At 70.2% G+C, this 24,940-nt stretch carries 28 protein-coding genes; 24 read left to right on the top strand and 4 right to left on the bottom strand.

Annotated elements, in window-relative coordinates:
* The first annotated feature begins 10 nt into the window (after positions 1-10).
* Positions 11-826: a type I methionyl aminopeptidase gene (gene map / locus H1W00_RS05805; protein WP_181754469.1), complete on the top strand. Its 816-nt coding sequence runs from the start codon at positions 11-13 to the stop codon at positions 824-826.
* Positions 827-883: 57 nt separating this feature from the next.
* A complete protein-coding gene (locus tag H1W00_RS05810) occupies positions 884-1,312 on the top strand; it encodes a hypothetical protein (RefSeq protein ID WP_181754471.1) in 429 nt (142 codons plus the stop codon).
* A gap of 8 nt (positions 1,313-1,320) precedes the next feature.
* Here H1W00_RS05810 and H1W00_RS05815 read toward each other — a convergent pair whose 3' ends face one another.
* Positions 1,321-2,139 carry a helix-turn-helix domain-containing protein gene (locus tag H1W00_RS05815; RefSeq protein ID WP_181754473.1) on the bottom strand — a complete coding sequence of 273 codons (819 nt, stop codon included), beginning with the start codon at positions 2,137-2,139 and terminating at the stop codon, positions 1,321-1,323.
* 50 nt (positions 2,140-2,189) lie between these two features.
* Here H1W00_RS05815 and H1W00_RS05820 point away from each other — a divergent pair, with 50 nt between their 5' ends.
* Entirely contained in the window at positions 2,190-2,726 is a 537-nt protein-coding gene (locus H1W00_RS05820) for a maleylpyruvate isomerase N-terminal domain-containing protein (RefSeq protein WP_181754475.1), read from the top strand.
* A gap of 7 nt (positions 2,727-2,733) precedes the next feature.
* On the opposite strand, the gene ddaH is transcribed toward H1W00_RS05820, so the two are convergent.
* Entirely contained in the window at positions 2,734-3,591 is an 858-nt protein-coding gene (ddaH, locus tag H1W00_RS05825) for a dimethylargininase (RefSeq protein ID WP_181754477.1), read from the bottom strand.
* A 126-nt stretch (positions 3,592-3,717) separates the two neighbouring features.
* Here ddaH and H1W00_RS05830 point away from each other — a divergent pair, with 126 nt between their 5' ends.
* The 13 genes from H1W00_RS05830 (at position 3,718) to H1W00_RS05890 (ending at position 15,543) form a co-directional block, all read left to right on the top strand.
* Positions 3,718-4,176, top strand: coding sequence for an Lrp/AsnC family transcriptional regulator (locus H1W00_RS05830; protein WP_181754479.1), 459 nt, complete (start codon positions 3,718-3,720; stop codon positions 4,174-4,176).
* A gap of 49 nt (positions 4,177-4,225) precedes the next feature.
* Complete coding sequence (locus tag H1W00_RS05835; protein ID WP_181754481.1) at positions 4,226-5,665, top strand: MFS transporter; 1,440 nt, start codon at positions 4,226-4,228, stop codon at positions 5,663-5,665.
* Positions 5,662-6,969 (top strand): M20/M25/M40 family metallo-hydrolase, encoded by a 1,308-nt coding sequence (locus tag H1W00_RS05840; RefSeq protein WP_181754483.1) that lies wholly within the window; start codon positions 5,662-5,664, stop codon positions 6,967-6,969. Before H1W00_RS05835 ends, H1W00_RS05840 begins: the two co-directional genes overlap by 4 nt.
* 19 nt (positions 6,970-6,988) lie before the next feature.
* The gene (locus H1W00_RS05845; RefSeq protein WP_181754485.1) at positions 6,989-7,354 is read left to right on the top strand and encodes a DUF1330 domain-containing protein; all 366 of its coding nucleotides are present in this window, start codon (positions 6,989-6,991) and stop codon (positions 7,352-7,354) included.
* A 133-nt stretch (positions 7,355-7,487) separates the two neighbouring features.
* Complete coding sequence (gene infA, locus H1W00_RS05850) at positions 7,488-7,709, top strand: translation initiation factor IF-1 (RefSeq protein WP_007078610.1); 222 nt, start codon at positions 7,488-7,490, stop codon at positions 7,707-7,709.
* A gap of 49 nt (positions 7,710-7,758) precedes the next feature.
* Positions 7,759-7,872 carry a 50S ribosomal protein L36 gene (gene rpmJ / locus H1W00_RS05855; RefSeq protein ID WP_008361054.1) on the top strand — a complete coding sequence of 38 codons (114 nt, stop codon included), beginning with the start codon at positions 7,759-7,761 and terminating at the stop codon, positions 7,870-7,872.
* Positions 7,873-8,045: 173 nt separating this feature from the next.
* A complete protein-coding gene (gene rpsM / locus H1W00_RS05860; protein WP_078699100.1) occupies positions 8,046-8,414 on the top strand; it encodes a 30S ribosomal protein S13 in 369 nt (122 codons plus the stop codon).
* A gap of 8 nt (positions 8,415-8,422) precedes the next feature.
* Complete coding sequence (gene rpsK / locus H1W00_RS05865; protein WP_078699099.1) at positions 8,423-8,821, top strand: 30S ribosomal protein S11; 399 nt, start codon at positions 8,423-8,425, stop codon at positions 8,819-8,821.
* A gap of 35 nt (positions 8,822-8,856) precedes the next feature.
* Complete coding sequence (gene rpsD, locus H1W00_RS05870; RefSeq protein WP_181754489.1) at positions 8,857-9,465, top strand: 30S ribosomal protein S4; 609 nt, start codon at positions 8,857-8,859, stop codon at positions 9,463-9,465.
* Positions 9,466-9,526: 61 nt separating this feature from the next.
* Positions 9,527-10,537 (top strand): DNA-directed RNA polymerase subunit alpha, encoded by a 1,011-nt coding sequence (locus tag H1W00_RS05875; protein ID WP_181754490.1) that lies wholly within the window; start codon positions 9,527-9,529, stop codon positions 10,535-10,537.
* 34 nt (positions 10,538-10,571) lie between these two features.
* Positions 10,572-11,111 carry a 50S ribosomal protein L17 gene (rplQ, locus tag H1W00_RS05880; RefSeq protein WP_181754491.1) on the top strand — a complete coding sequence of 180 codons (540 nt, stop codon included), beginning with the start codon at positions 10,572-10,574 and terminating at the stop codon, positions 11,109-11,111.
* Between the two features lie 154 nt (positions 11,112-11,265).
* Positions 11,266-13,281: a S8 family serine peptidase gene (locus H1W00_RS05885; protein WP_181754492.1), complete on the top strand. Its 2,016-nt coding sequence runs from the start codon at positions 11,266-11,268 to the stop codon at positions 13,279-13,281.
* A gap of 90 nt (positions 13,282-13,371) precedes the next feature.
* Positions 13,372-15,543, top strand: a complete 2,172-nt coding sequence (locus H1W00_RS05890) for a S8 family serine peptidase (RefSeq protein WP_181754493.1) — start codon at positions 13,372-13,374, stop codon at positions 15,541-15,543.
* 3 nt (positions 15,544-15,546) lie between these two features.
* Here H1W00_RS05890 and H1W00_RS05895 read toward each other — a convergent pair whose 3' ends face one another.
* Entirely contained in the window at positions 15,547-16,041 is a 495-nt protein-coding gene (locus H1W00_RS05895; RefSeq protein WP_181754494.1) for a DUF3253 domain-containing protein, read from the bottom strand.
* 64 nt (positions 16,042-16,105) lie between these two features.
* Complete coding sequence (locus H1W00_RS05900; protein WP_181754495.1) at positions 16,106-16,609, bottom strand: thioesterase family protein; 504 nt, start codon at positions 16,607-16,609, stop codon at positions 16,106-16,108.
* Between the two features lie 166 nt (positions 16,610-16,775).
* On the opposite strand from H1W00_RS05900, the gene H1W00_RS05905 reads away from it, so the two are divergent.
* The 8 genes from H1W00_RS05905 (at position 16,776) to H1W00_RS05940 (ending at position 24,930) form a co-directional block, all read left to right on the top strand.
* Positions 16,776-18,293, top strand: a complete 1,518-nt coding sequence (locus H1W00_RS05905) for an AMP-binding protein (protein ID WP_181754496.1) — start codon at positions 16,776-16,778, stop codon at positions 18,291-18,293.
* Positions 18,290-18,982, top strand: coding sequence for an HAD-IA family hydrolase (locus tag H1W00_RS17005; protein WP_181754497.1), 693 nt, complete (start codon positions 18,290-18,292; stop codon positions 18,980-18,982). The genes H1W00_RS05905 and H1W00_RS17005 overlap by 4 nt, the downstream gene beginning before the upstream one ends.
* Positions 18,983-19,051: 69 nt before the next feature.
* Positions 19,052-19,861, top strand: coding sequence for an SDR family oxidoreductase (locus H1W00_RS05915; protein ID WP_181754498.1), 810 nt, complete (start codon positions 19,052-19,054; stop codon positions 19,859-19,861).
* Between the two features lie 59 nt (positions 19,862-19,920).
* Positions 19,921-21,156, top strand: coding sequence for an acyl-CoA dehydrogenase family protein (locus H1W00_RS05920; protein ID WP_181754500.1), 1,236 nt, complete (start codon positions 19,921-19,923; stop codon positions 21,154-21,156).
* Between the two features lie 202 nt (positions 21,157-21,358).
* Positions 21,359-22,300, top strand: coding sequence for an ABC transporter permease (locus H1W00_RS05925; RefSeq protein WP_181754502.1), 942 nt, complete (start codon positions 21,359-21,361; stop codon positions 22,298-22,300).
* The gene (locus tag H1W00_RS05930) at positions 22,297-23,271 is read left to right on the top strand and encodes an ABC transporter permease (RefSeq protein ID WP_181754504.1); all 975 of its coding nucleotides are present in this window, start codon (positions 22,297-22,299) and stop codon (positions 23,269-23,271) included. The genes H1W00_RS05925 and H1W00_RS05930 overlap by 4 nt, the downstream gene beginning before the upstream one ends.
* A complete protein-coding gene (locus H1W00_RS05935) occupies positions 23,268-24,134 on the top strand; it encodes an ABC transporter ATP-binding protein (protein ID WP_181754506.1) in 867 nt (288 codons plus the stop codon). The genes H1W00_RS05930 and H1W00_RS05935 overlap by 4 nt, the downstream gene beginning before the upstream one ends.
* Positions 24,127-24,930: an ABC transporter ATP-binding protein gene (locus tag H1W00_RS05940; protein ID WP_181754508.1), complete on the top strand. Its 804-nt coding sequence runs from the start codon at positions 24,127-24,129 to the stop codon at positions 24,928-24,930. Before H1W00_RS05935 ends, H1W00_RS05940 begins: the two co-directional genes overlap by 8 nt.
* Positions 24,931-24,940 lie beyond the last annotated feature (10 nt).

A 24,940-nucleotide genomic window follows, 5' to 3' on the forward strand; every position in this document is an offset into this window, starting at 1 on the left:
GCGGTTCTCGATGTTCGGTGAGTCGATCGAGCTGAAGACCCCCGAGCAGCTGGCCACCATGCGCCAGGCCGGCCTGGTGGTGGGCCGCACCCTCGAGGTGCTGCGCAGCGCTGTCGCCCCCGGAGTCAGCACGGGCGACCTCGACGCGCTGGCGCGCGAGCGTCTGGCCGCCGAGGGCGCCACGTCCAACTTCCTGGGCTACCACGGCTTCACGGGCGTCATCTGCGCCTCGGTGAACGACGAGATCGTCCACGGCATCCCCGGTGACCGTGTGCTCGCCGAGGGCGACCTGGTCTCGATCGACTTCGGCGCGGTGGTCGACGGCTGGCACGGCGACGCCGCGATCAGCGTCCCGGTCGGCGAGGTCGCACCCGAGGTCGCCGAGCTCAACCGGGTCACCGAGGAGTCGCTGTGGCGGGGCATCGCCGCCGCCCGCATCGGTGGTCGGGTCGGGGACATCTCCCACGCGATCGAGTCCTACGTCCGCAGCCAGGGGCGCTACGGCATCACCGACGGGTTCACGGGACACGGCATCGGGTCCGAGATGCACCAGGCTCCCGACGTGCCGAACAGCGGACGCCGGGGCAAGGGACCGAAGCTCGCGCTCGGCATGGCGCTGGCCATCGAGCCGATGATCACGCTGGGCACCTCGCGCGCCGCGATCCTCGAGGACGACTGGACCGCCGTCACCACCGACGGCACCTGGGCGGCGCACCACGAGCACTCGATCACGGTGACCACCGAGGGCGTCTGGGTGCTCACTGCACTCGACGGCGGAGCCGCGCGTCTCGCCGAGCTCGGCGTGCCCTGCGCCGAACCGGCCTGAGCCGCACTCGGCGTGAGTGCGCGCGGGCGGGGTTGGGGCGCGGGGGAGACTGAGGGCATGAGTCTTCGGTCGGTCGTCCCGTTCCTGTTGGCCGTGGTCCTGCTCGCGGGGTGCGGTCAGGGCGAGTCGTCGGGTGACGGCGCCGACCCGAGCCCCAGCGCCTCGGCCGAGGGCGCGGACCGGCAGCAGGCCGCCGAGGCCCTCCTGCGGCGCCACCTCCTGGCCGCGGACGCGGGCGACTGCGACACGGTGAAGGAGACGGTCCTGGTCCCCGAGCAGGTCGAGTGCGGTGACGTCCGTGAGCAGGAGGGCCGGTGGAGCGCCGACGGCACCGACCTGGAGGAGGTGCCGATGAGCGTCGAGGTCTTCGACGACAGCGCGACGGTCACGGTGCAGTGGCCGAAGGGCCCGGAGGACACGTGGGACCTGCAGCTCGCCGAGGGGGAGTGGCTGGTCCTCTCGGCCGACAGCGGCGACGACGTCTGAGCGACGCCTCACCCGCCGGACTCGGCGGCGAACTCCCCTGGTGTCAGGCCGGTGACGGCGCGGAAGTCCCGTCCGAAGTGGGCCTGGTCGGCGTAGCCGAGGTCGGCCGCGACGCGCGCCAGATCGGGGCGCGTCTCCTCACGCAGGCGCTCGGCCGCCTCGTGGAGCCGCCGGCGCTGGACGAGCCACTTCGGCGAGAGCCCGATCCGCCGCGCGGTGAGCCGCTGCAGCGTGCGCTCGGTGAGGGCGAACTTCTCGCACACCTGGCTCACCCGCTGGACGTCGGTGTCGCCCTCCACGTACTCGACGATCGCGTTGACGAGCAGGCCCTCCTCGTCCACCGGCAGGAGCGCCGCCAGCCAGGCCTCCATCACCGCGACGGCGGCTCGCTGGTGCTGCGGATCGTGGGGGTCCTCGCCGACCGCCGAGCGGATCCCGGTGACCAGCTCCTCGTCGGCGAGGGAAACGGAGCCGTCCGTCAGTCGGTCCACCGGTCCACCGGCGAGGGCGAGTCCGGCTGCCGGCTGGAGCATCGTGCCCAACGCCCAGCCAGAGCCTCCGAGCTCGGTGGTCGACAGCCCGCTGCTCGGCCCCACGAGGAGTGCGTACTCGTGCGAGACGACCAGGAGGCAGACCGGGTACTGCAGCACGCGTTGCACCGACACCGCCCCTTCGGGCAGTGACCAGACGGGCATCCAGTACCGCCGGACGACCGACGCGAGCCCGGGGGAGGGCGCGAAGCGGTGGATCGGCGGCGTGTAGCCCGACGCGTCGAGCAGGTGGGCCCGCTCGGTCGGGTCGATGCGCCGCACGTCCTCTCCCGTCATGTGTCGGATTCTTTCAAGAGTCGAGGTCGTCCCGCGACCATGCTGGGGGCATGACCTCCTACTTCGAAGCAGCCGACCGTTTCTCCGCCATCGTGGCCGCCACGACCGACTGGTCCGCCGCCTCCCCGTGCGCGGACTGGACCGCCGCCGACGTGGTCGCCCACGTGATCGACTCCCAGCGCGACTTCTTCGCACGGCACGAGATCGACCTCGGCGAGCGGCCGACGGGCGCTCCCGCGCAGGCCTGGGCCGTCCACCTCGACGCCGTCCGCCCCTACGCCACCGACCCGGCGGTGACCTCGCGCGAGTTCGACGGCTTCTTCGGCCGGACCACCATCGGCGCCACGCTGGACGCCTTCTACGGCTTCGACCTCGTGGTGCACGGCTGGGACCTCGGCGCGTCCAACGGGCGGCCCACCACGTTCTCCGACGCGGACATGGACGCGCTGGACGCCGCGTTCGTGGGCTTCGGCGACCACGCCTACGACGACGGTGTCTTCGGTCGGCCGGTCGACGTGCCGGACGACGCTGATCGGCAGACGAGGCTGCTGGCACGGATGGGCCGCCGTCCCGGGGTCACGGCCTGAGGCAGGCTCAGCGGTGCAGCTCGGCGGTGCAGCACTTCACGCTGCCACCGCCCTTGACGAACTCCGAGAGCTCGACCGGCACCGGGTGGTAGCCGCGATCGCGCAGTGTCGCGGCGAGCTCCGGAGCCTCGCTCGGGAGCACGACGTTCGCGCCGTCGCTGACGAGGTTCAGCCCGAACGCCAGTGCCTCCGCCTCCGAGCACTCCAGCGACGCGGGGAACAGGCGTCGCAGCGTGCGACGCGCCGCCGGGCTGAAGGCGCCGGGGAACCACGCGATGTCGGCGGGTGCATCGCCCCAGCCGTCGTCGAGCACTCCGAGCGCGACGTCGAGGTGGTAGAACCGCGGGTCGACCAGCTCGAGCGAGACGACCGGGCGTCCGAGGGCCGCCTCGGCCTCGCGGTGGGCGTCACGCGAGGTGCGGAAGCCGTGGCCGGCGAGCACGACGTCGCGCAGCACGAGGAAGTCACCCTCGCCCTCGTTGGTGTGGCTCGGACGCTGGACCTCACGGCCCCCCGCCCGGAGGAAGTCGACGTGCGCGTGAGCCTCGGCCTGGCGCTGCGGGAACGCGAAGGCCGCGCCGTACGTGCGGTCCCCGACGGACACGGCGCCGTTCGCGGCGAACACCATGTCGGGCAGTCCCGGGACCGGCTCGAGCAGGTCGACGCGGTGCCCGAGCGCCCGGTACACGTCCTGCAGTGCCTGCCACTGCGCCTGCGCGAGTCGCGCGTCCACCGGGTTCGTGAGGTCCATCCACGGGTTGATCGAGTAGACGACCTCGAACTCGGTGGGTGGGCACATCGCGTAGTGGCGCGTGCGCGCGCTGCGGGCCGGGGCGGCCTGCGGCGTGGTCAGGATCTGCGTCATGGAGCTCCTCGGGCGGGGGATGACACGAGCGTAGGGACTCCGGACGGCCGGAACCAGCCGTTTATCCCTCGCATGACCTACGCTTTCTTGTGTGTTTCATCTCTTCGGGTTTGATACGTTGCGTCCATGAGCCTGGACCAGATCGATCGTTCCCTCCTGGACGCCCTCACCGAGGACGGCCGCGCGAGCTATGCCGCCCTCGGCTCGCGGGTCGGGCTGTCCGCGCCGGCGGTCAAGCGCCGGGTGGACCGGCTCGTGGAGACGGGCGTGATCAGCGGGTTCACCGTGGTCGTCGACCCGCACCACCGCGGCTGGACCACCGAGGCCTACGTCGAGGTGCACTGCCAGGGCACGATCTCGCCGCGCGTGCTGCGCGAGGCGTTCCTGCAGGTGCCCCAGGTCCACGCGGCGGCCACCGTCTCCGGTGCCGCGGACGCGATCCTGCACCTGGTGGCCGAGGACGTGCGCGACCTCGAGTCCGCGTTGGAGCAGATCCGCGTGGGCGCCGCCAGCGTGAGCCAGACCGAGACCTCGATCGTGCTGTCGCGGCTCATCCACGACCGGCACGGGGTCGAGGGGGACTGACCCGGCGATCCACGGTCCGGACCCCGGCCGAGGGTCTAGCCTGTGGCGCATGGGACGACATCGCGCTGCCTCCGTCGGGGCCGGACTCGTCGGCGCGCTCGTCTTCGTGGAGTTCGTCAGCGGATTCCTCCAGGGCTACTACACACCGCTGGCCACCGACATCGCGCGTCACCTCGACATCAACGACGCCGACGTCAACTGGTTCGAGGCGGCGCAGCTGCTCCTCTCGGCGCTGTGCGTGCCGCCGCTGTCCAAGCTCGGTGATCTCATCGGCCACCAGCGGGTGCTGGTCGGGGCGGCCGTCCTCACGGCGGTCGCCACGTGCGGCATCGCCTTCGCCACCTCGTTCCAGAGCTACCTCGTGTTCTGGGCGCTGCAGGGCGTCTTCACCGTGTGGCTGCCGCTCGAGGTGGCGCTGATCTACCGCCGCAGCGCGGGCCTGCCCCAACGGGCCGCCGCCACCCGGCGGGCGACCGGAGTCATCGTGGCCGCGCTCCAGGCCGGTGCGATCGCCGGAGCGCTCTCGGCCGGTGCGACCTCGGCGCTGTTCGACTCGCTGTGGATGGTGCTGGCCGTGCCCGGCGTCCTGACCGTGGTGGTCGTGTTCGTCATCGTCGGCTTCGTGCCCGACACGCACGATCGCCAGGCCGGCAGCCTCGACGCTCCCGGACTCCTGCTCCTGAGCGCCAGCCTGCTGCTGGTGACCGGCGGCCTCTCGCTCGTGCGGATCGTCGGCGTCGCCTCGCCATGGCCCTGGCTCGCCATCGCCTTGGGTGCGCTGGTCCTGGTGCCGTTCGTCCAGCACGAGCTGGGGGCGGCCGACCCGATCATCGACCTGCGGGTCATGCGCCAGGCGTCGATGTGGCCCGTGCAGTTCACCGCGCTGCTGTTCGGCGTCAGCGTGCTCGGCGCGCAGATCCCGCTCTCGACGTTCGCCCAGACCGATCCCGACGTGCACGGGTACGGGCTCGGCCTCACCGCCAGCTCCGTGGCCCCGGTGATCGGCGGCTACGTGCTGTCGATGCTCGTCGGCGCGCTCGTGTTCGCGCGACTCAGCCAGCGCTTCACCCCCCGCGCGTGCCTCATCGCGGCGGCGGGTCTCGTGGGCCTGGGCTACGCCGCGCTGGTGCCGCTGCACTTCTCGGTGGCGCAGATGGCCGTGTGCATGGTCGTGGCCGGCCTGGGCTCGGGTGCGCTCGTCGCCGCCCTGCCCGCCGCCGCGGCCGCCGCCGCGCCCGAGGGACGCACCGCCGTGGCCACCGGCCTGACCAACACGACCAAGACGATCGGCGGCTCCTTCGCCTCGTGCATCTTCGGGGTGGCCCTGGCCGCCGGCGCCACCCATGCGGCCGCCGCGTCGATGTCGGGCTACTACACCGTCTGGATCGTGTGCTCGGCCACGGCGTTCGTGGCCGCCGTCGGACTGACCTTCGTGCCGCGGCTGGCCTTCGCCGACCCGGCCGGGATCGAGGAGGAGATCGGGCGATGAACGCCGCCGCACGCCTGGCCGAGCTGATCGGCTGCCGCACCGTGTCTGCCCCGGACGAGCGGGACGAGGCCGAGTTCGTGGCCTTCCGCGAGACGTTCGCGCGGCTGTACCCGAGCCTGCACGCCGCCCTGGAGCTGACCGAGTTCCCGGGTGGCACGCTGCTCTTCCGCTGGCCCGGCCGCAGCACCGAGCGGCCGCTCGTGCTGATGGCGCACTACGACGTGGTGCCCGCCCCGGCCGAGCAGTGGGACCGCGATCCGTTCGCGGGAGTGATCGAGGACGGCTTCGTCCACGGCCGCGGCGCCCTCGACGACAAGGGACCGCTGGTCTGCATCGCCGAGGCGGTGGAGTCGCTGCTGGCCGAGGGCTTCGAGCCGGCCCGCGACGTCTACCTCTCGTTCGGGTCCGACGAGGAGGTGTTCGGGCACGGTGCGGCCGAGGTGGTCGACCACCTCGACTCGATGGGCGTGCGCCCGTGGCTCGTCTCGGACGAGGGTGGCGCGATCGTGGACGACGGGCTGCCGGGGGTGTCGGCGACCACCGCGATGGTCGCGATCGTCGAGAAGGGCACGGTCGACGTCGGCCTGCTCGCGCGGGGGGGAGGAGGTCACGCCTCCACGCCGGCGAAGAACGGCGCCACCGCGCGCCTGGCTCGCGCCATCGTGCGGATCGACCGGCATCCGGCGAGGCCGCACCTGTCCGACCCGGTCCTGCAGATGCTCGACGCGCTGTCGGGTCTCGTGCCCAAACCGCTCGCCCCGGTGCTCCAGCACGCCGGCCGGGCCAACCGCCCGGTGGCCGAGCTGCTGGCGCGGCTCGGCAAGGAGACCGGCGCCATGGTCCGCACGACGATGGCGGTCACGCAGGTCAGCGGCAGCCCGGCCCGCAACGTCCTCGCCACCGAGGCGCGCGCCAACGTCAACGTCCGGCTCGCCGTGGGCGACACCCGCGAGCGACTGCGCGGCCGGCTCGAGAAGTTGTTCCGCGGGCTCGACGTCGAGATCGAGCGGATGGACGGCGAGGACCCGCCTCCGGTCTCGCGCACCGACAACGACGCGTGGCACGCCCTGGGCGAGGCCATCGCGGCGCTCGGTCCCGGGATCTCGGTCGTGCCGTACGTGCAGACCGGCGGCACCGACTCGCGGCACTTCACGCGGATCAGCGACTCGGTCTACCGGTTCGCACCGCTGCACATGAGCCGGGCGCAGCGCGACTCGATCCACGCGCCGAACGAGAAGGTCGCGATCGACACGCTCGAGCGCGGCAGCGCGTTCCACCGCGCACTCATCACCGGCATGGGCTGAAGCGGGCTAGGGTCGGGTCATGCCTGTCGATCCCACCGGCGCCGACCTCAAGCGCTTCCTCGCCGAGGACCCCGGCGGCCCCGTCGTGATGCTCAACCTGCTCCAGTTCCGCGAGGACGGCGCGTCGTCCTACCGCGAGTACACCGAGCGCATCGGCCCGTTCCTGGAGAAGGTCGGCGGTGAGGTCATCCACGCCGGTGACCTGGGCACCGCGCTGGTCGCCCCCGACGGCTGGTCGTGGGACGCGCTCCTGCTCGTGCGCTACCCGTCACGCCAGGCGTTCAGCCAGATGGTCGCCGACCCGGAGTACCAGCAGATCACCGGTCTGCGCACCGCCGCGCTCGACGAGGCCGTCCTGCAGGCCGGCGTCTCCTGGCCGATTTGAGTCCAGCACCCCTTTCGGCGTAGACTTGTGTGTCGGCCTTGTCGGGCCGTATCCCCATCCCCTCCGGCAGACCTTTCGAGGTGGGGACACGTGCGTGTCAGGTCGATCAGTCGATACGAAGAAGTTGAGGTGTATGGCGAAAAAAGAAGGCGTCATCGAGATGGAGGGTGCGGTCGTCGAGGCCCTGCCCAACGCGATGTTCCGGGTCGAGCTGGCCAATGGCCACAAGGTCCTGGCGCACATCAGCGGCAAGATGCGCCAGCACTACATCCGGATCCTCCCCGAGGACCGGGTCGTGGTGGAACTCTCGCCGTACGACCTCAGCCGCGGACGCATCGTCTACCGCTACAAGTGACAACTACACATCCCCCACGTTCAGTTCGTACCGAAGAGAGAGCTTCTCGATGAAGGTCAACCCGAGCGTGAAGAAGATCTGTGACAAGTGCAAGGTGATTCGTCGCCACGGCCGCGTCATGGTGATCTGCGAGAACCCGCGCCACAAGCAGCGCCAGGGCTGAGCAGAGAGCCTCTTCTTCAACGCAGCACCCTGAACATCTGACGGCTCATCCGGGCCCCGCCACCAGGCGGAGCCCCGGGTGTCACCTCCGGCGCAGAGGCCGGAGCTCGATCGAGGCGATCGAGGTGCCCCAGGTGACGACACCTCTGCCGAACCGAAAGGAACTGCCAGCACATGGCACGCCTCGTCGGAGTGGATCTGCCGCGCGAAAAGCGCGTGGTGATCGGACTCACGTACATCTTCGGTGTCGGTCGCACTCGTGCGATCGAGACCCTCGCCGCCACCGGCATCGACCCCAACACCCGCGTTCACGAGTTGAACGACGACCAGCTCGTCGCACTCCGTGACCACATCGAGGCGAACTACCAGGTCGAGGGTGACCTGCGCCGCGAGGTCACCGCGGACATTCGCCGCAAGATGGAGATCGGCTCGTACCAGGGCCGCCGTCACCGTGCGCACCTGCCCGTTCGCGGCCAGCGCACCAAGACCAACGCGCGCACCCGCAAGGGCCCGAAGCGCACCGTCGCCGGAAAGAAGAAGTGAGGTAGCAGATGCCCCCGAAGAACTCCGGCGCCAAGAAGGTGCGCCGCAAGGAAAAGAAGAACGTCGTTCAGGGCGAGGCCCACATCAAGAGCACGTTCAACAACACGCACGTGACGATCACCGACCCCAGCGGTGCGGTGATCGCGTGGGCCTCCGGCGGAACCGTCGGCTTCAAGGGCTCGCGCAAGTCGACTCCGTACGCCGCCGGCATGGCCGCCGAGGCCGCCGGACGTCAGGCGATGGACCACGGCATGAAGAAGGTCGACGTCTTCGTCAAGGGCCCCGGCTCCGGACGTGAGACCGCGATCCGGTCGCTCAGCGGCGTCGGCCTCGAGGTCGGCACCATCTCTGACGTGACCCCCAGCCCGCACAACGGCTGCCGTCCGCCCAAGCACCGTCGTCTCTGACGCGTCGTCGACTTTTCCTCAAGGAGTAATCAACCATGGCCCGTTACACCGGACCTCTCACCAAGAAGTCGCGCCGTTACGGCGTCGACCTCGTTGGTGGGGACAAGGCCTTCGAGCGCCGTCCGTACGCGCCCGGCCAGCACGGCCGCACCCGCGTCAAGGAGTCGGAGTACCGCACCCAGCTGCAGGAGAAGCAGAAGGCGCGCTACACCTACGGCGTCCTCGAGAAGCAGTTCCGCAAGTACTACGAGCTGGCCTCGCGCCGTCCCGGCAAGACCGGTGACAACCTGCTCAGCCTGCTCGAGAGCCGCCTGGACAACGTCGTCTACCGTGCCGGCCTGGCCCGCACGCGTCGTCACGCCCGCCAGCTGGTGACCCACGGTCACTTCCTGGTCAACGGCGTGAAGACGAACATCCCGTCGTTCCAGGTCAGCAAGCACGACATCATCGACGTCAAGGCGAAGAGCCTGGAGACCACGCCGTTCATCGTCGCGCGTGAGACCCACGACGCCGACACCGTGCCCGGCTGGCTCGACGTCTCGCCCGATCGCGGTCGCATCCTGGTGCACCAGCGCCCGGTCCGCGAGCAGATCACCGTGCCGATCCAGGAACAGCTCATCGTCGAGTTCTACTCGAAGATCTGATCCACCTCATCTGTCCACTTACCCGGCCCTCAAATAGCGGTGGGTCCGGAAAGGAAGAACCATGCTGATCGCCCAGCGCCCCGTCCTGTCCGAAGAGGTCGTCGACGAGTTCCGTTCGCGGTTCGTCATCGAGCCCCTGGAGCCCGGATTCGGCTACACCCTCGGCAACTCGCTGCGTCGTACGCTGCTGTCGTCGATCCCGGGTGCGGCCGTCACCTCGATCAAGATCGACGGTGTCCTCCACGAGTTCTCGACCATCGAGGGCGTCACCGAGGATGTCACCGAGATCATCCTCAACCTGAAGAACCTCGTGGTCTCCTCGACCATCGACGAGCCCGTCGTGATGTACCTGCGCGCCGACGAGGCCGGTGACGTCACCGCCGCCGCGATCACGCCGCCGGCCGGTGTGGAGGTCCACAACCCGGACCTGCACGTCGCCACGCTGAACGGCAAGGGTCGCCTCGAGATCGAGCTGGTCGTCGAGCGTGGCCGCGGCTACGTCTCGGCCGTCCAGAACAAGACCGGCGACGAGGAGATCGGCCGCATGCCGGTCGACTCGATCTACAGCCCCGTGCTGAAGGTCACCTACAAGGTCGAGGCCACCCGAGTCGAGCAGCGTACCGACTTCGACAAGCTGATCATCGACGTCGAGACCAAGGCCTCGATCCTGCCGCGCGACGCGATCGCGTCGGCCGGGTCCACCCTGGTCGAGCTGTTCGGTCTGGCCCGCGAGCTGAACGTCGAGGCCGAGGGCATCGACATCGGTCCCTCGCCGGTCGACGAGCAGCTGGCTGCCGACCTCGCCCTGGCGATCGAGGACCTGGACTTCACCGTCCGTTCCTACAACTGCCTCAAGCGCGAGGGCATCCACACGGTGGGTGAGCTGATCACGCGCAGCGAGCAGGACCTGCTGGACATCCGCAACTTCGGATCGAAGTCGATCGATGAGGTCAAGGCCAAGCTCGCCGAGCTCGGTCTCTCCCTCAAGGACAGCCCGTCGGGATTCGACCCGTCCGCCGTCATCGACAACTTCGACGAGGACGCCAGCTTCGCCGAGGACGAGCAGTACTGAACTGCTCTGACACCACTGATTCAGGAGTAACGACATGCCCACCCCCACCAAGGGTCCTCGCCTCGGCGGCAGCCCCTCGCACCAGCGGCTGATCCTGGCGAACCTGGCCCAGAGCCTGTTCGAGCACGGCCGCATCACGACGACCGAGGCCAAGGCCAAGCGCCTGCGCCCGTACGCCGAGCACCTCATCACCAAGGCCAAGACCGACACGGTGGCCAACCGCCGCCACGTCGTGAAGGTCATCCGTGACAAGGGTGTCCTGCACACCCTCTTCACGGAGATCGGCCCGTCCATGGCCACCCGTCCGGGCGGCTACACGCGCATCACGAAGATCGGTCCGCGCAAGGGCGACAACGCTCCCATGGCCGTCATCGAGATCGTCGAGGCCAAGGAGTTCGAGCCCCAGTCGCAGAAGAAGGCGACGAAGGCCGAGTCCGCTCCGGTCGTCGAGGAGGCCCCGGTCGAGGAGACCGTGACCGACGAGACCACCGAGGCGCCCGCCGAGGAGACCACCGAGGTCACCGAGGCTCCCGCCGACGAGGCCCCCGCGGCCGCCGAGGACGAGACCAAGTAACAGCTCCGCACGCAGCGCCCACCCCGCACGGGGTGGGCGCTGCGTCGTTCCCGGGCCCCTCGTCGATCGAGGCAGGGAATCGGGCGCTTTCGGGATATGATCTGCGGGGCCCCTCGGCGGTGAGGCGCCAATTGACTCGGGGAAGGCCCACCACATGACGCAGCGCCTGCGCCGTCCACTCACTCTCGTCGTCCCGCTGGTGACGTCGCTCGCCCTGGCCGGGGGTGCGATGGCTGCGGTGGCCCAGACCGAGCCGGTCGAGCCGGCGCCGCTCAACACCACCGAGCTGGAGCAGCCCGCGCGCGGCATCATCGTCAAGCTGGCCGACGACACCGACGCCGAGGTCGCCGACCTCGCCGACGACGTGGCCGCGGAGCTGCCCGACGGCGTCGGCGTCGCCGACTCGACGTCCGGCACCCAGGACCTCGGCGTGCTCGACCTGTCCGAGCAGGTGGACGCCACCGACCTCGACGACGCGATCGAGGAGCTCAACGCCGATCCCGCGGTCGAGTGGGCTGTCCCCAACGGCGTGCGCCTGCCGTCGGCCACCGCCAACGACCCCTACTTCACCAACAACTCGCTGTGGAACCTCACGGGCCCGTGGGGCGTCCAGGCGAACCGCGCCTGGGACATCAGCACCGGCTCGCCGAACGTGCGGGTGGCCGTGCTCGACACCGGCGCGATCCTGGGCCACCCCGACCTGGCCGGCCAGTTCGTCGCGGGGCGGGACTTCGTCGACGACGAGTACGACTGCATGAACCGCTCGTGCTCGCGGATCGCCTACCGTCGCTCCTACGTCAGTGCGAACGATCGCAGCAGCTGGGACGCCAACGCCGCCGATCCGGGCGACGGACGCCAGAACAGCAGCATGTGCCCGTACCTGTCCGCCGGCAACAGCAGCTGGCACGGCACCCACGTGGCGGGCACGATCGCCGCGAAGCGCAACAACAGCACCGGCGTGGTCGGCATCGCCCCCACCGTGAAGGTGCAGCCCGTGCGCGTCCTGGGTCGCTGCGGGGGCACCGACTGGGACATCGCGATGGGCATCCTGTGGGCCTCCGGCGCGAACGTGACCTCCTACGACGGACGCCGTCACGGCTCGATCCCGGTGAACCGCGCACCCTCGAAGGTCATCAACCTCTCGCTGGGCGGTTACACCCCCGACCGGGCGTACGTCCGTGAGATGTGCCAGTTCTACGGGCAGATCTCCTCGATCGCACGCAAGCGCGGCTCGACGCTCGTCGCGGCTGCCGGCAACAACTTCGGCAACCACGCCTACAACGTCCCGTCGTCGTGCCCGGGCTTCATCTCCGTGGCCGCCACGGACAGGAACGGCAACCGCGCGTCGTTCTCGAACCACGGTGCCGGTATCGACGTCGCGGCGCCGGGTGTCGGCATCCCGTCGACGTACAACGACGGCCAGTACGCGCCGGGCGGAAACACCTACGCGGCGATGGACGGCACCAGCATGGCTGCTCCGGCGGTCGCGGCGACCGCGGCGCTGGCCTACTCGGTGGGCATCACGAGCCCCGACGTCGTCGAGCGGGTCCTGAAGGCCACCGCGCGCCGTGCGGCGAGCTGCGCCGCCTCCTCCTGCGGGGCCGGTGTCGTGAACGCGCACGGCGTGCTGACCGCGAAGGCGCCCCTCACGGCGCCCGGCCTCAGGGGCTCGGCGCGTCCGGGACGCACTCTCGTGGCGAGTCCCGGTCGCTGGCGCAACGGCGCGACGGTCCGCCTCACCTGGTTCCGCGGCTCGAAGGCCGTGCGCACCGGCAGCACGTACCGCGTGACGAAGGCCGACCTCGGCAAGCGGGTCACCGTGCGGGCCACGGCCACGAACGGCTCGGGCGGCATCTTCCACCAGCGCTCGGTCGTGGTGAAGTCCAAGCCGCGCCTGAAGTTCGCGGTGCCGTCGAAGTTCAGCAAGTCCAAGCGCGTGAAGTTGACCGTCAAGGTGACGGCGCCCTACGTGCGGGCCACCGGCACGATCCGCGTGTACGACGGCAAGAAGCGGATCGCGGTCAAGAAGATCTACTCGAAGAACAAGGGCAAGGTCACGATCAAGCTGCCCAAGATCAAGAAGAAGGGCAAGCACCGGATCCGCGTCATCTACTCAGGCAGCGCCAAGGTCAGCAGCGCCCAGAAGAGCAAGGTCGTCCGCGTCCGCTGAGCTGAGGGCGGTGGGGCTTCTGTGACACGTGGGATTTGCCCTATCCTGCTGAGGTCGTTCCCGTCGGGGAACCCTCGAGTCAGGACCACCGTGCGCCGCAGCCTCGCCCTCTCCGCCCTGCCCGCTCTCCTCGTCGCGTCGGCGCTGGTGTCCACGGGTGCGTCCGCGGCCCCGCCGCCCGAGCCGGCGGGGGCGCAGTCGCCCGCCGCGAAGCAGGCACCACGCGTCGCGCGCGGCCTGATCGTGAAGGCGAAGTCCGCCACGGTGGCGCGGCGGACGTCGCTGGCGCGCAGCGTCGACGCCAAGCTGCCGGCCGCCGCCGACGTGGCCACCACGCTCCCGGCGCCCCAGGGCGTGTCGCTGGTCCGGCTGGAGCGACCTGTCGCGGTGGAGGACCTGGACCCGGCGATCGAGGCGATCAAGGCCCGTGCCGACGTGGAGTGGGTCGTGGCCGACACGCTGCGCACTGCGTCGAGCGCGCCGCCGGTGTCGGTGAACGACCCGTATCTCACCAGTCAGGGCAACCTGTGGGACACGCGCGACGAGATCGACGGCCAGCCGACCGTCGGTGGCTACACCACCAAGGCTCCGGCGCTGTGGCGCGCCACGCAGGGCAGCGGCTCGGTGGTCGTCGCGGTGATCGACACCGGCATCACGAGTCACCCCGACCTCGTCGGCCAGACCGTGGCGGGCTACGACTTCGTCGACGACGAGTGCACGCCGGTCGAGGAGAGCTGCTACTACGACGAGACCTACGTGAACGCCGGAGACGGCAGCGGCTGGGACGCCGACCCCTCCGACCCGGGCGACTGGCTGGACGAGGACCTCGTGACCCGGTGCGGGCTGCCCGAGGGCGAGGACCCCGCGGACTACGTCATGCCGAGCTCGTGGCACGGCACGCACGTCGCGGGCACCATCGCCGCGAAGGCGAACAACGGCATCGGCGTGGCCGGGGTGGCGCCCGGCGTGAAGGTGCAGCCGGTCCGTGCGCTCGGCCACTGCGGCGGCTGGGACTCCGACATCGCGGCGGGCATCCTCTGGGCCGCCGGGTACGACCTGCGTGACTACGGCGCTCCCCTGAACCGGACGCCGGCCCGGGTCATCAACCTCTCGCTCGGCGGGGAGTCCGAGGACCCGGCCGAGGTGGAGTACTTCTGCGAGTACTACGGCGGCGTCGCCGCCGACGCTCGCGCGAAGGGTGCCACCCTGGTCGCCGCCGCGGGCAACGCCTCCGCCTCCACGATCTTCCCGCTCGCGGGCAGCGTGCCGGCGTCGTGCGACGGCTACGTCAGCGTGACCGCGACGAGCGACACGGGCCACCGCGCGTGGTACTCCACCGCAGGTGACGGGGCCGACATCGCGGCGCCGGGCGGCGACCAGAACATCCAGCCCTCGAGCGAGACCCGCGGCATCCTCTCCACGGTCAACCAGGGCTCGGAGGGGCCGACCGAGCCCGGCTACGGCTGGTACCAGGGCACCAGCATGGCCGCGCCGGCCGTCGCGGCGGGAGCGGCGCTGCTGTACTCCCTCGGGGTCACGAGCCCGGCCGCCGTCGAGTCGAGGCTCAAGGCTGCCGTGCAGCCGTTCTCTTCGGTGACCAAGGGCCCCGGGACGATCCTGTTGGGCGGAGTCGAGCGCACCACCGACACGATCGACTGCACGACGTCGGGCCGCACGTCGTGCGGCACCGGCATCCTCGACCTCTCGAAGGTCACGGCGCCACTGGGTGCGCCGGCGATCTCGGGAACGCGCAAGCCTGGGGGAGTGCTTCGGGCGACGTCGCGAGGCCTGACCAACAAGGGCGGCACGTCCGCGATCACGTGGTGGCGCGGATCGACGCGGATCGGCTCGGGCGCGAGCTACCGGATCACCGGAGCCGACCTCGGTCGCACGCTCACCGCTCGCGACACGGTCGTGTCGGGGAGCTTCGCGGGCGTGTACCGCGCCGGCTCGGTCGCGGTGCCGAAGACCAAGGCCAGGGCCCGGGTGTCGATGTCGATCTCGTCGAGCCTCAAGCGCACGAAGCGCGCGCGCCTGGTCGTGCGGGTCTCCGCGCCGCTCGTCCGTCCGACCGGCACGATCCGGGTCTACGACGGCTCGAAGCGCATCGCCACGAAGCGCCTGTACGCGAAGAACGGCGGCAAGGTGGCGGTCCTGCTGCCGAAGATCACGAAGAAGGGCAAGCACCGGATCCGCGTGATCTACTCCGGCGACGGGGTCACCACGTCGGCGCAGAAGAGCAAGGTGGTCCGCGTCCGCTGACGGTCAGGCGAAGTGGTCGCCGCGTCCGATCCGGACCGGCCCCTTCGCCGTCGTCGCGGTGACGGGCTCGCCGCGCTGCGTGACCACCACGGCGCCGGCCTCCGCGAGGGCGTCCGCGACCTCGCGCACCGCGTCCATGCGACTGCGCCAGTGCTCGCCGCCCACCACGCGGGCGACGTCGCTGGGGCAGATCGTGGTGCCGTCGCGGTGACGCAGGAGGGCTCGGACCGCTGCCTCGGAGCGAGCGGCGATCGAGTGGTCGGTCGGCGTCTCCCACCAGGGGCGCCCCCGCTCGCCGAGGGCGACCTTCGCATCGCCGACGCGGTCGCGGGCGTCCGGCTCGCCGGCCTTCACCGCGCGCCGGGCGCTCATCAGCTCGTCGACGAGCTCCTGGCGCAGCGGGCCGGGGATCTCGGGGTCGCTCGCCCGCCACCGGCGTCCGCCGATCACCAGGAAGCGACCGTCGGGGGTCCGCTCGGGCTCGGTCGTGTCCGCCATCGTCCCTCCTGTCCGACGCCTCGACGCTAGCCGAGCGGGGCCGCGGACGCAGCGAGCGGCGGGCTCAGCGAACGCCGAGGGGTCCGGCGAGGGGAAGCCCCCACGGCAGAGCGGCGTGCTCGTCGCGCAGCGCCTCCAGGGGTGCGATGAGGTGCTGCGGCATGGCGGTCGTGCGGCGGGTGGTGAGGTCGACGTGCAGCTCGAGGAACTCCAGCGTGTTGGCCACGGTCCCGCGGGAGCGGTTCACCAGGATCGTCTGGGCGTGCAGCGCCTTCGCGCTCACGCCCAGTAGGCGCAGGTGCACCGAGAGCTCGTCGCCGACGAGCGACTCGTCGAGGAACTTGATGTGGTGCTCGACGCTGAAGACGCTGTGGCCCGTGCGGTCGCGGTAGTCCTCGTCGAAGCCCAGCCGCTGGAACGCGGCGTCGCCGGCCTCCATGTGCAGCCGGTAGTAGTGGCCGACGTTGACGTGGCCGTTGCCGTCCTCGAACTCGGGGAGGGCGACCAGCGAGAGGGCGGTGCCGAGGGCATCGATCTGGTCCACGGTGGGCCGGGCGACGGTGTGCATGGCCGCCACCCTACCCAGAGTTGAATCCCGCCTCATGTGCGGTGCGGGACGTCCGGGGTGGTCAGGTCGGGGGCCCGCGGGATACTCTATTAAAATTGAACCCAAGTTCACCTTGTGACGCAGCCCCATGAGGCGCGTCACACCGAGATTGATCGAAGGACGACGCATGGTCAACATCGTTTCGCGGGTCTGGGCCCACGCCGACTCCGAGCCGGACCGGGTGGCGATCCGCTCGCCCCGGACGATCACGTTCCGTGAGCTGCGTGAGACGAACCAGCGCGTGGCCGGCGCGGTGCGCGCGGCCGGCCTGGCGCCGCTCGACCGCGTGCTGTTCATCGCTCCGACGATCCCGGAGTTCCCTGAGGTCTACTACGGCCTCCATGCCGCGGGCGTGACCGTGACGACGATGAACGTGATGTCCACGGCCCCGGAGATCGGCTACGTGCTCGACGACTCGGGCGCGACGCTCGTCATCGCGTGGCACGAGTGCTCCGACGCGGCCCGCGCCGCGGCCGCCGACCGCGGCATCGAGCTGTGGGAGCTGCGCCCCGGGCTCGAGCTTCCGGGCGAGCCGCTGCTGGAGGCGCACGACCATGCGCCGGACGACACGGCGATCATCCTCTACACCTCCGGCACCACGGGCCGGCCGAAGGGCGCCGAGCTCACGGCCGCCAACCTCGACCGCACGGTCGACTCGTTCCTGCCCGTGCTGGAGCTGACGGGCGAGGACCGCTTCGGCACCGCGCTGCCGCTGTTCCACGTCTTCGGCCAGGCCGTCTGCATGAACACGGCCCTGGCGATCGGCGCATCCTTCTCGCTGCTGTCGCCGTTCGACCCCGCGAAGATGCTCGACATGGTCAAGCAGGACCAGCTGACCACGGTGTCGGGCGTCCCCACGATGTGGAACGCGATGTTGCACGCCCAGGGTGACTGGCAGCCCGAGGACTTCGCCTCGCTGCGGATGGCCAGCTCGGGCGGCGCGTCGCTGCCCGTCGAGGTGATCCGCGCGTTCACCGACCGGTTCGGCTGCACGATCCTCGAGGGCTACGGCCTGACCGAGACGACCGGCGCCGCGACGTTCAACGACATCCACCGCGAGCAGCGCACCGGGACCACCGGGCCGACGCTGCCCGGCACCGAGGTCGAGATCCGCGACGGGAGCGGCCAGGTGCTCGCGCCGGGCGAGGTCGGCGAGGTCTTCATCAAGGGCCCGACCGTGATGAAGGGCTACTGGAACCGCCCCGAGGCCAACGCCGCCGAGCTGAAGGACGGCTGGCTCAAGTCCGGCGACCTCGGCTCGGTCGACGCCGACGGCTACCTCACGATCGTGGACCGCGTGAAGGACCTCGTGATCCGCGGCGGCTACAACGTCTACCCGCGCGAGGTGGAGGAGGTCCTCTACGAGCACCCCGACATCGTCGAGGTCGCCGTGGTCGGGATCCCGGACGACCACTACGGCGAGGAGATCGCCGCGGTGATCGCCCTGGCGCCCGGCGCAGAGCTGACCGGCGAGGACCTCCGCGCCTGGGCGAAGCAGCGACTCTCGGCCTACAAGGTCCCGCGCATCTACTCGTTCGTCGACGCGCTGCCCAAGGGCGCCACGGGCAAGATCCTCAAGCGCTCGATCGACAAGGACCAGCTGCGCGAGATCGCGCACGCCGCGTCCCGGGCGCAGGCCCGGTGAGCGACAACGACGCCCGCGTCGTCGCCTCGGCCGAACCGCCCCGCGCGGTGCTGTTCGACTTCGGGGGAGTCCTCACCGGCAGCGTCTTCGCCTCGTTCGAGCGCTTCAGCCGCGAGGAGTGCGGCGATCCCGACGCGCTCGTGCGGGCGCTGACCGACGACGAGGAGGCGCGGGCCGCCCTCGTCGACCACGAGTGCGGCCGCATCGAGGACGAGGCGTTCGAGGAGGCGGTCGCCCGCGCCCTCGCGGTACGCGGGGCCACCGTGGAGCCCCAGGGCCTGATCGCCCGCATGCAGCGCGACCTGCACCCCGATCCCGCGATGACGGCGCTCGTGCGACGACTCAAGGACGAGGGCATTGCGGTCGCGCTGGTCTCGAACTCGCTCGGCCGCGACTGCTACACGGGGCACGGCCTCGACGAGCTGTTCGACGTCCAGGCCATCTCGGGCCGCGAGGGGGTCCGCAAGCCGTCGCGCGCGCTGTACGAGGTCGCGTGCGAGCGGCTGGGCGTCCGGCCCTCCGAGGCGATCATGATCGACGACCTCGCGATGAACATCCGCGCGGCCGCGGCGCTGGGCCTGGGCGGGATCGTCCACCGCGAGGCCGCCGAGACGATCGCTGCGCTCACGGACATGCTCGGGCTGGCGCCCGGAACGCTGGACGCGGATTCGTCGGTCCCGACGACTTGAAGTTGAGTCCGACTTCAGATTATGATGACGGGGCACTGTGAACCACGTCACTCGACACGGAGGAACAGCATGGACATCAACGGCAAGGTCGCCGTCGTCACCGGAGCCGGTGGCGGAATCGGCGCCGCCCTGGCCGACGCGCTGGTCGCCGGCGGCGCGCGCGTCGTCCTCGCGGACCTGAAGGCCGACGGCGTCGAGTCCGTGGCTGCCCGCCTCAACGAGGCCACGCCCGGCTCGGCCGTGGCGGTCGCCGGTGACGTGTCCCGCACCGACCAGATCGAGAAGCTCGTCGCCGCCGCCGAGGAGTCCTTCGGCCCGGTCGACATCTACTTCGCCAACGCCGGAGTCGGCGGGGGAGTGGACCTGGACGCCTCCGAGGAGGACTGGGACCTCGCCCACCAGGTCAACGTCATGGCCCACGTGCGCGCGGCCCGCCTGCTCGTCCCCGGCTGGGTCGAGCGCGGCCAGGGCTACTTCGTCTCGACCGCCTCGGCGGCCGGGCTGCTCACGCAGATCGGCTCGGCGACCTACTCGGTCTCCAAGCACGGTGCCGTGGCCTTCGCCGAGTGGCTCTCGATCACGTACGGCGACCAGGGCGTCGCCGTCAGCTGCCTGTGCCCCATGGGCGTCAACACCGACATGCTCACCGGCGGCGCCCCCATCACCAACGAGACGCAGCGCCGTGCCGCGCAGGCCGTCACCGACGCCGGTGGCGTGCTCGAGGCCGACGAGGTGGCCGCGATCGTGCTGCGGGCCATGGAGGCCGAGCAGTTCCTCATCCTGCCCCACCCCGAGGTCGCGGTGTTCCAGTCGCGCAAGACCGGCGACATCGATCGCTGGCTCGCCGGCATGCGCCGCTACCAAGCCTCCCTCGCCTGATCCCCTCACCCTGATTCCACCTCGTCGAGACCCGACGCGACCAGCAAGGAGCTGACCCCATGCATTTCGAACTCTCCGACACCGCCAAGGAGTACCAGGAGCGGTTGCTCGCCTTCATGGACGAGCACGTCTACCCGGCGGAGGCCGTGTACCACCAGCAGATGGCGGAGTCGGGGAACCCGAACTTCCACCCCCCGGTCCTTGAGGACCTGAAGAAGACGGCGCGTTCGCTGGGTCTGTGGAACCTGTTCCACCCGCACAAGAACGAGGAGTGGGGCTCGCCCGGCCTCAGCAACCTCGAGTACGCGCCGTTGGCGGAGATCACCGGTCGGAGCCCGTACCTGGCTCCTGAGGCGATCAACTGCAACGCTCCGGACACCGGGAACATGGAGGTGCTGCAGCTGTTCGGCACCGAGGAGCACAAGGAGAAGTACCTCAAGCCGCTGCTCGCGGGCGAGATGGCGTCGGCGTTCTGCATGACCGAGCCGGCCGTGGCCTCCTCGGACGCGACGAACGTGGAGCTGCGGATGGTTCCCGACGGCGACGAGTACGTCCTGAACGGTCGCAAGTGGTTCGCCTCGAACGCGCTGCACGCGAACTGCAAGGTCCTGATCGTGATGGGCAAGACCAACCTCGAGGCCGAGACCCACCGTCAGCAGTCGATGATGGTCGTCCCGATCGACACGCCGGGTGTCACGGTCGTGCGTGGTCTGCCGGTGTTCGGCTACCTGGACCGTGAGGGCCACGCGGAGATCCTGTTCGAGGACGTCCGGGTTCCCAAGACGGCGCTGCTGGCCGGCGAGGGCGACGGCTTCATGATCAGCCAGGCCCGCCTCGGGCCGGGTCGCATCCACCACTGCATGCGCTCGATCGGCATGGCCGAGCGTGCGCTGGACCTGATGATCGACCGGGCGCAGTCGCGGACGACGTTCGGTCAGCCGGTCGCTGACCGGGCGAACATCCAGGACTGGATCGCCGAGTCCCGCATCGAGATCGAGGCGACCCGTCTGCTGGTGCTCAAGACCGCGTGGCTGATGGACACCGTCGGCAACCAGAAGGCCCGTGTCGAGATCGCCGCGATCAAGGTCAAGGCGCCCGAGATCGCGCTGAAGATCATCGACCGCGCGATCCAGGTCCACGGCGGCGGCGGCGTCACCGACGACTTCCCGCTCGCGTCGTTCTACGCCCACCAGCGGACCCTGCGGATCGCCGACGGACCCGACGAGGTCCACAAGCGCACCCTCGCCCGCGTCGAGCTGCGCCGCCGCACCAACGAGCGCGACGCTCGCGCCTGACCCCCGCGTCGGGTGGCTGGGGACGCTTTCCCTGTTCCCAGCCGCCCGGTGGGGCGGTACTACACCCCACGAACTGAACTTGATTTCAACTATGAATTAGGGTGTGACGGACGGCATACGGCCGGTCCGCGCAGCCCCCTGAGCACCCTGAGACCCCCCGAACTTCCAGGAGATCGACCAATGCTGATGGAGACGATGTGACATGAAATGGCGTCGGTTCCTGGTGTCCCGGCTCGTCCGGCTCGCCTTCGTGCTGGTGGCGATCACCACCCTCACCTTCCTGATGATGCACCTCGCCCCGGGCGATCCCGCCCGGCTCGTGGCCGGCATGGACGCGGACGAGCAGGCCGTGCAGGTGGCTCGTGAGCGCCTCGGCCTCGACCAGCCCATGTACCAGCAGTTCCTCGACTACGTGGGCGGACTCCTGCGCGGTGACATGGGCACGTCCTTCGCGACGAACCAGCCCGTCACCGCCGAGATCGCCCAGAAGATCGGGCCCACCGCCCAGCTGGCCATCTTCGGCATGGCGATCATCCTGCTCGTCGGCCTGCCGATGGGCATCATCGGCGCCGTGATGACCCGCAACGGACACCGCACGTTCGAGGTCATCTTCAGTGGCTCGACCGGCGCGATGGCCTCGATTCCGCAGTACCTGATCGCGACCTTCCTGGCGTTCTTCTTCGCCGTGACGTGGCAGATCTTCCCGGTGGCCGGCTCCGGCTCGCTCAACGCGGCCGTGCTCCCGGCGATCGCCATCGCGATCCGACCGGCGGCCTCGATCGCCCGACTCGTCCGCGTCCGCACGCTGGAGGTGCTCGAGTCGCCGTACGTCCGCACTGCCCGCAGCAAGCGGCTGCCGACGCGCAAGCTCTACCTCGCGCACGTGTTCCCGAACTCGATCACCACGATGCTGGCGATGGGCGGCGTCACGTTCGCCAGCCTGCTCGGCGGCGCGGTGATCGTCGAGCAGGTCTTCGCCCGGCTCGGCCTGGGCACGACCCTCGTCCACAGCGTCCTCGTCGGCGACTACCCGGTCGTGCAGGGCATCGTCCTGCTGCTCGGCTTCGCGGTGGTCGTGGTCAACGCGCTGGTGGACATCATCCTCGGGATCGTCGATCCCCGGACCATGGAGGCGGGCCGATGAAGCAGCACAAGCGCGAGAGCAGCGCCAAGCAGATGTTCCGGGCGTTCCTCGCGACGCCCACCGGCATCATCTCCGGCCTGATCCTGCTGGGCCTCACCGTCCTGGTGATCATGGGCCCGAACGGCTTCGGCGAGCAGGCCGTCGTCAGCGACATGGCGCGCTCGAGCGAGGGTCCGTCCGCGGACTACCGCTTCGGCACCGACGCCCTGGGCCGCGACATCTTCACCCGCACGCTGGCCGCGACCCGGCTCTCGATCCTCTACGCGTCGGCCGCCGTGCTGTTCGCGATGGTGGTCGGCGGGCTCATCGGCGGGCTGATCGCCGCCGGCGGACCTCGCGTCCGCAAGGTCGGCGGCACCGTCATCGACACGATGATGGGCTTCGGCGACATCCTGCTGGCCGTCGTGGTCGTCGCGATCGTCGGCGTCGGCGCCAAGGGTGCCGTGCTGGCCATCGGCGTGGCGTTCACGCCGCACTTCGCCCGCTTCACCTACAGCCTCGTCGACTCGGTCATGGTGAGGGACTACATGTCCGCCGCCCAGGTCGTCGGTGTGAGCAAGTCGGGCATCGGCACCCGGTACGTCGGGCGCAACGTGGCCGACAGCCTCGTGATCGTGACCTTCACGACCGTCGCCGAGGGCATCATGGCGATGTCCTCGCTGAGCTTCCTGGGACTGGGCATCCAGTCGCCGCAGTTCGACTGGGGCCAGATGCTCACCGACGGCGTCAAGAACTTCTACCTCAACCCGTACGCCGCCCTCGTGCCGGCGACGCTGATCCTCATTACCGGCCTCGCGGTCAACCTCTTCGGTGACGCGGTGGCCCGTGCGGTCAACCCCGTGCTGTGGAACGAGCGGCCCAGCCTGTTCCGCTCGAAGTTCCGGCGCTCCAGTGCGGCGACTGCCGCCATCGAGCCCGAGATCACCATCGACCCCGGCATGGAGACCGAGACCAGGAAGGGACGCCCATGAACGACGACATCCTGCTCGACGTGCGCAATCTCTCGATCACCATCGAGGGCCGGGACGACGTCCCGCCGCTGGTGCGCGACGTCTCCTTCTCGCTGAAGCGCGGCGAGATCGTCGGCATCGTGGGGGAGTCCGGAAGCGGCAAGACCCTCACCTCGCTGGCGGTGTCGCGGCTGCTGCCCAAGGGGCTGGCCATGACCGCGGACCGGGTCGACTACGACGGTCACGACCTGGTGAACGGCTCGGACCGCGAGCTGCGGAGCGTGCTCGGCACCGACTTGGCGATGGTCTTCCAGGACCCGATGTCCTCGCTCAACCCCGCCCGCAAGATCGGGGCGCAGATGATCGAGACCGTGCGCGAGCACAAGGGCCTGTCGAAGAAGGAGGCCCGCGACCTGGCCATCCGCAGCCTGGAGGACGTGCGCATCACCGAGCCCGAGAAGCGGCTCAAGCAGTACCCGCACGAGCTCTCGGGCGGCATGCGCCAGCGCACGATGATCGCCATGGGCCTGATGGGCGAGCCGAGCCTGATCCTGGCCGACGAGCCCACCACCGCGCTCGACGTGACGGTGCAGGCCCAGGTCATGCAGCTGCTGTGCGACCTCAACGACCGCAAGGGCAGCGCCGTGCTGCTGATCTCGCACAACATCTCCCTGCTGTCGGAGGTGTGCGACCGGATCATCGTGATGTTCCGCGGCGAGATCGTGGAGGACCTCACCACCGCGAAGCTGCTCTCCGGGCCCGACCACCCCTACACCCAGGGACTGATCCGCGCGGTCCCGGACCTCAACACCGACCGCACCGAGGACCTCGTGACGATCGAGGACGGGCAGTTCGACGTCGAACGGGAGATGAACCATGCTTGAGCTGGAGAACGTCGAAGTCACGTACCCGGGTCCGCCCCCGTTCACGGCGGTCAAGGGCATCAACCTGACCGTCCCCACCGGCTCGACCGTGGGCCTCGTCGGCGAGTCCGGCTCGGGCAAGTCGTCCATCGCGCGCGCCGCGATCGGCCTGACGCCCGTGACGAAGGGCCGGATCCTGCTCGACGGCGACGACGTGACGAACCCGAAGGGCAAGGCGCTGCGCCTGCTCCGCGGCAAGGCCCAGCTGGTGTTCCAGGACCCGCACGCCTCGCTCAACCCGCGCATGGAGATCGCGATGGCCGTGCAGGAGGCCGTCAGCGTCGCCACCGGCAAGCGCATCACGTCGCAGTCGTGCGCCGTGACCGCGCTGGACCTGCTGGACAAGGTCGGTGTGCCCAAGGCCGCCATGCGTCGCTACCCCCACCAGCTCTCGGGTGGTCAGCTGCAGCGCGTGTCGATCGCCCGTGCCCTGGCCCTCGAGCCGTCGCTGATGATCCTCGACGAGGTCACCGCGTCGCTCGACGTCTCGGTGCAGGCGCGCATCCTCAACCTGTTGCGCCAGCTGCAGCGCGAGCTCGACGTCTCGATGCTGTACATCTCGCACGACCTGTCGGTGATCCGCTACCTGGCCGATCACGTCTACGTCATGCGGCACGGCGAGATGGTCGAGTCCGGCACGGCCGACGCAGTGTTCGACGCGCCCCAGCAGGAGTACACGAAGGCGTTGCTGTCGGCCGTGCCGACGCTGGGCGGGAGCCGCTGGCGTGCGCGCCACGAGCCCGTCGCCGCGCTCTGATCCTTCCACC

This window comes from Aeromicrobium phoceense (assembly GCF_013868155.1).
Lineage (GTDB): Bacteria > Actinomycetota > Actinomycetes > Propionibacteriales > Nocardioidaceae > Aeromicrobium > Aeromicrobium phoceense.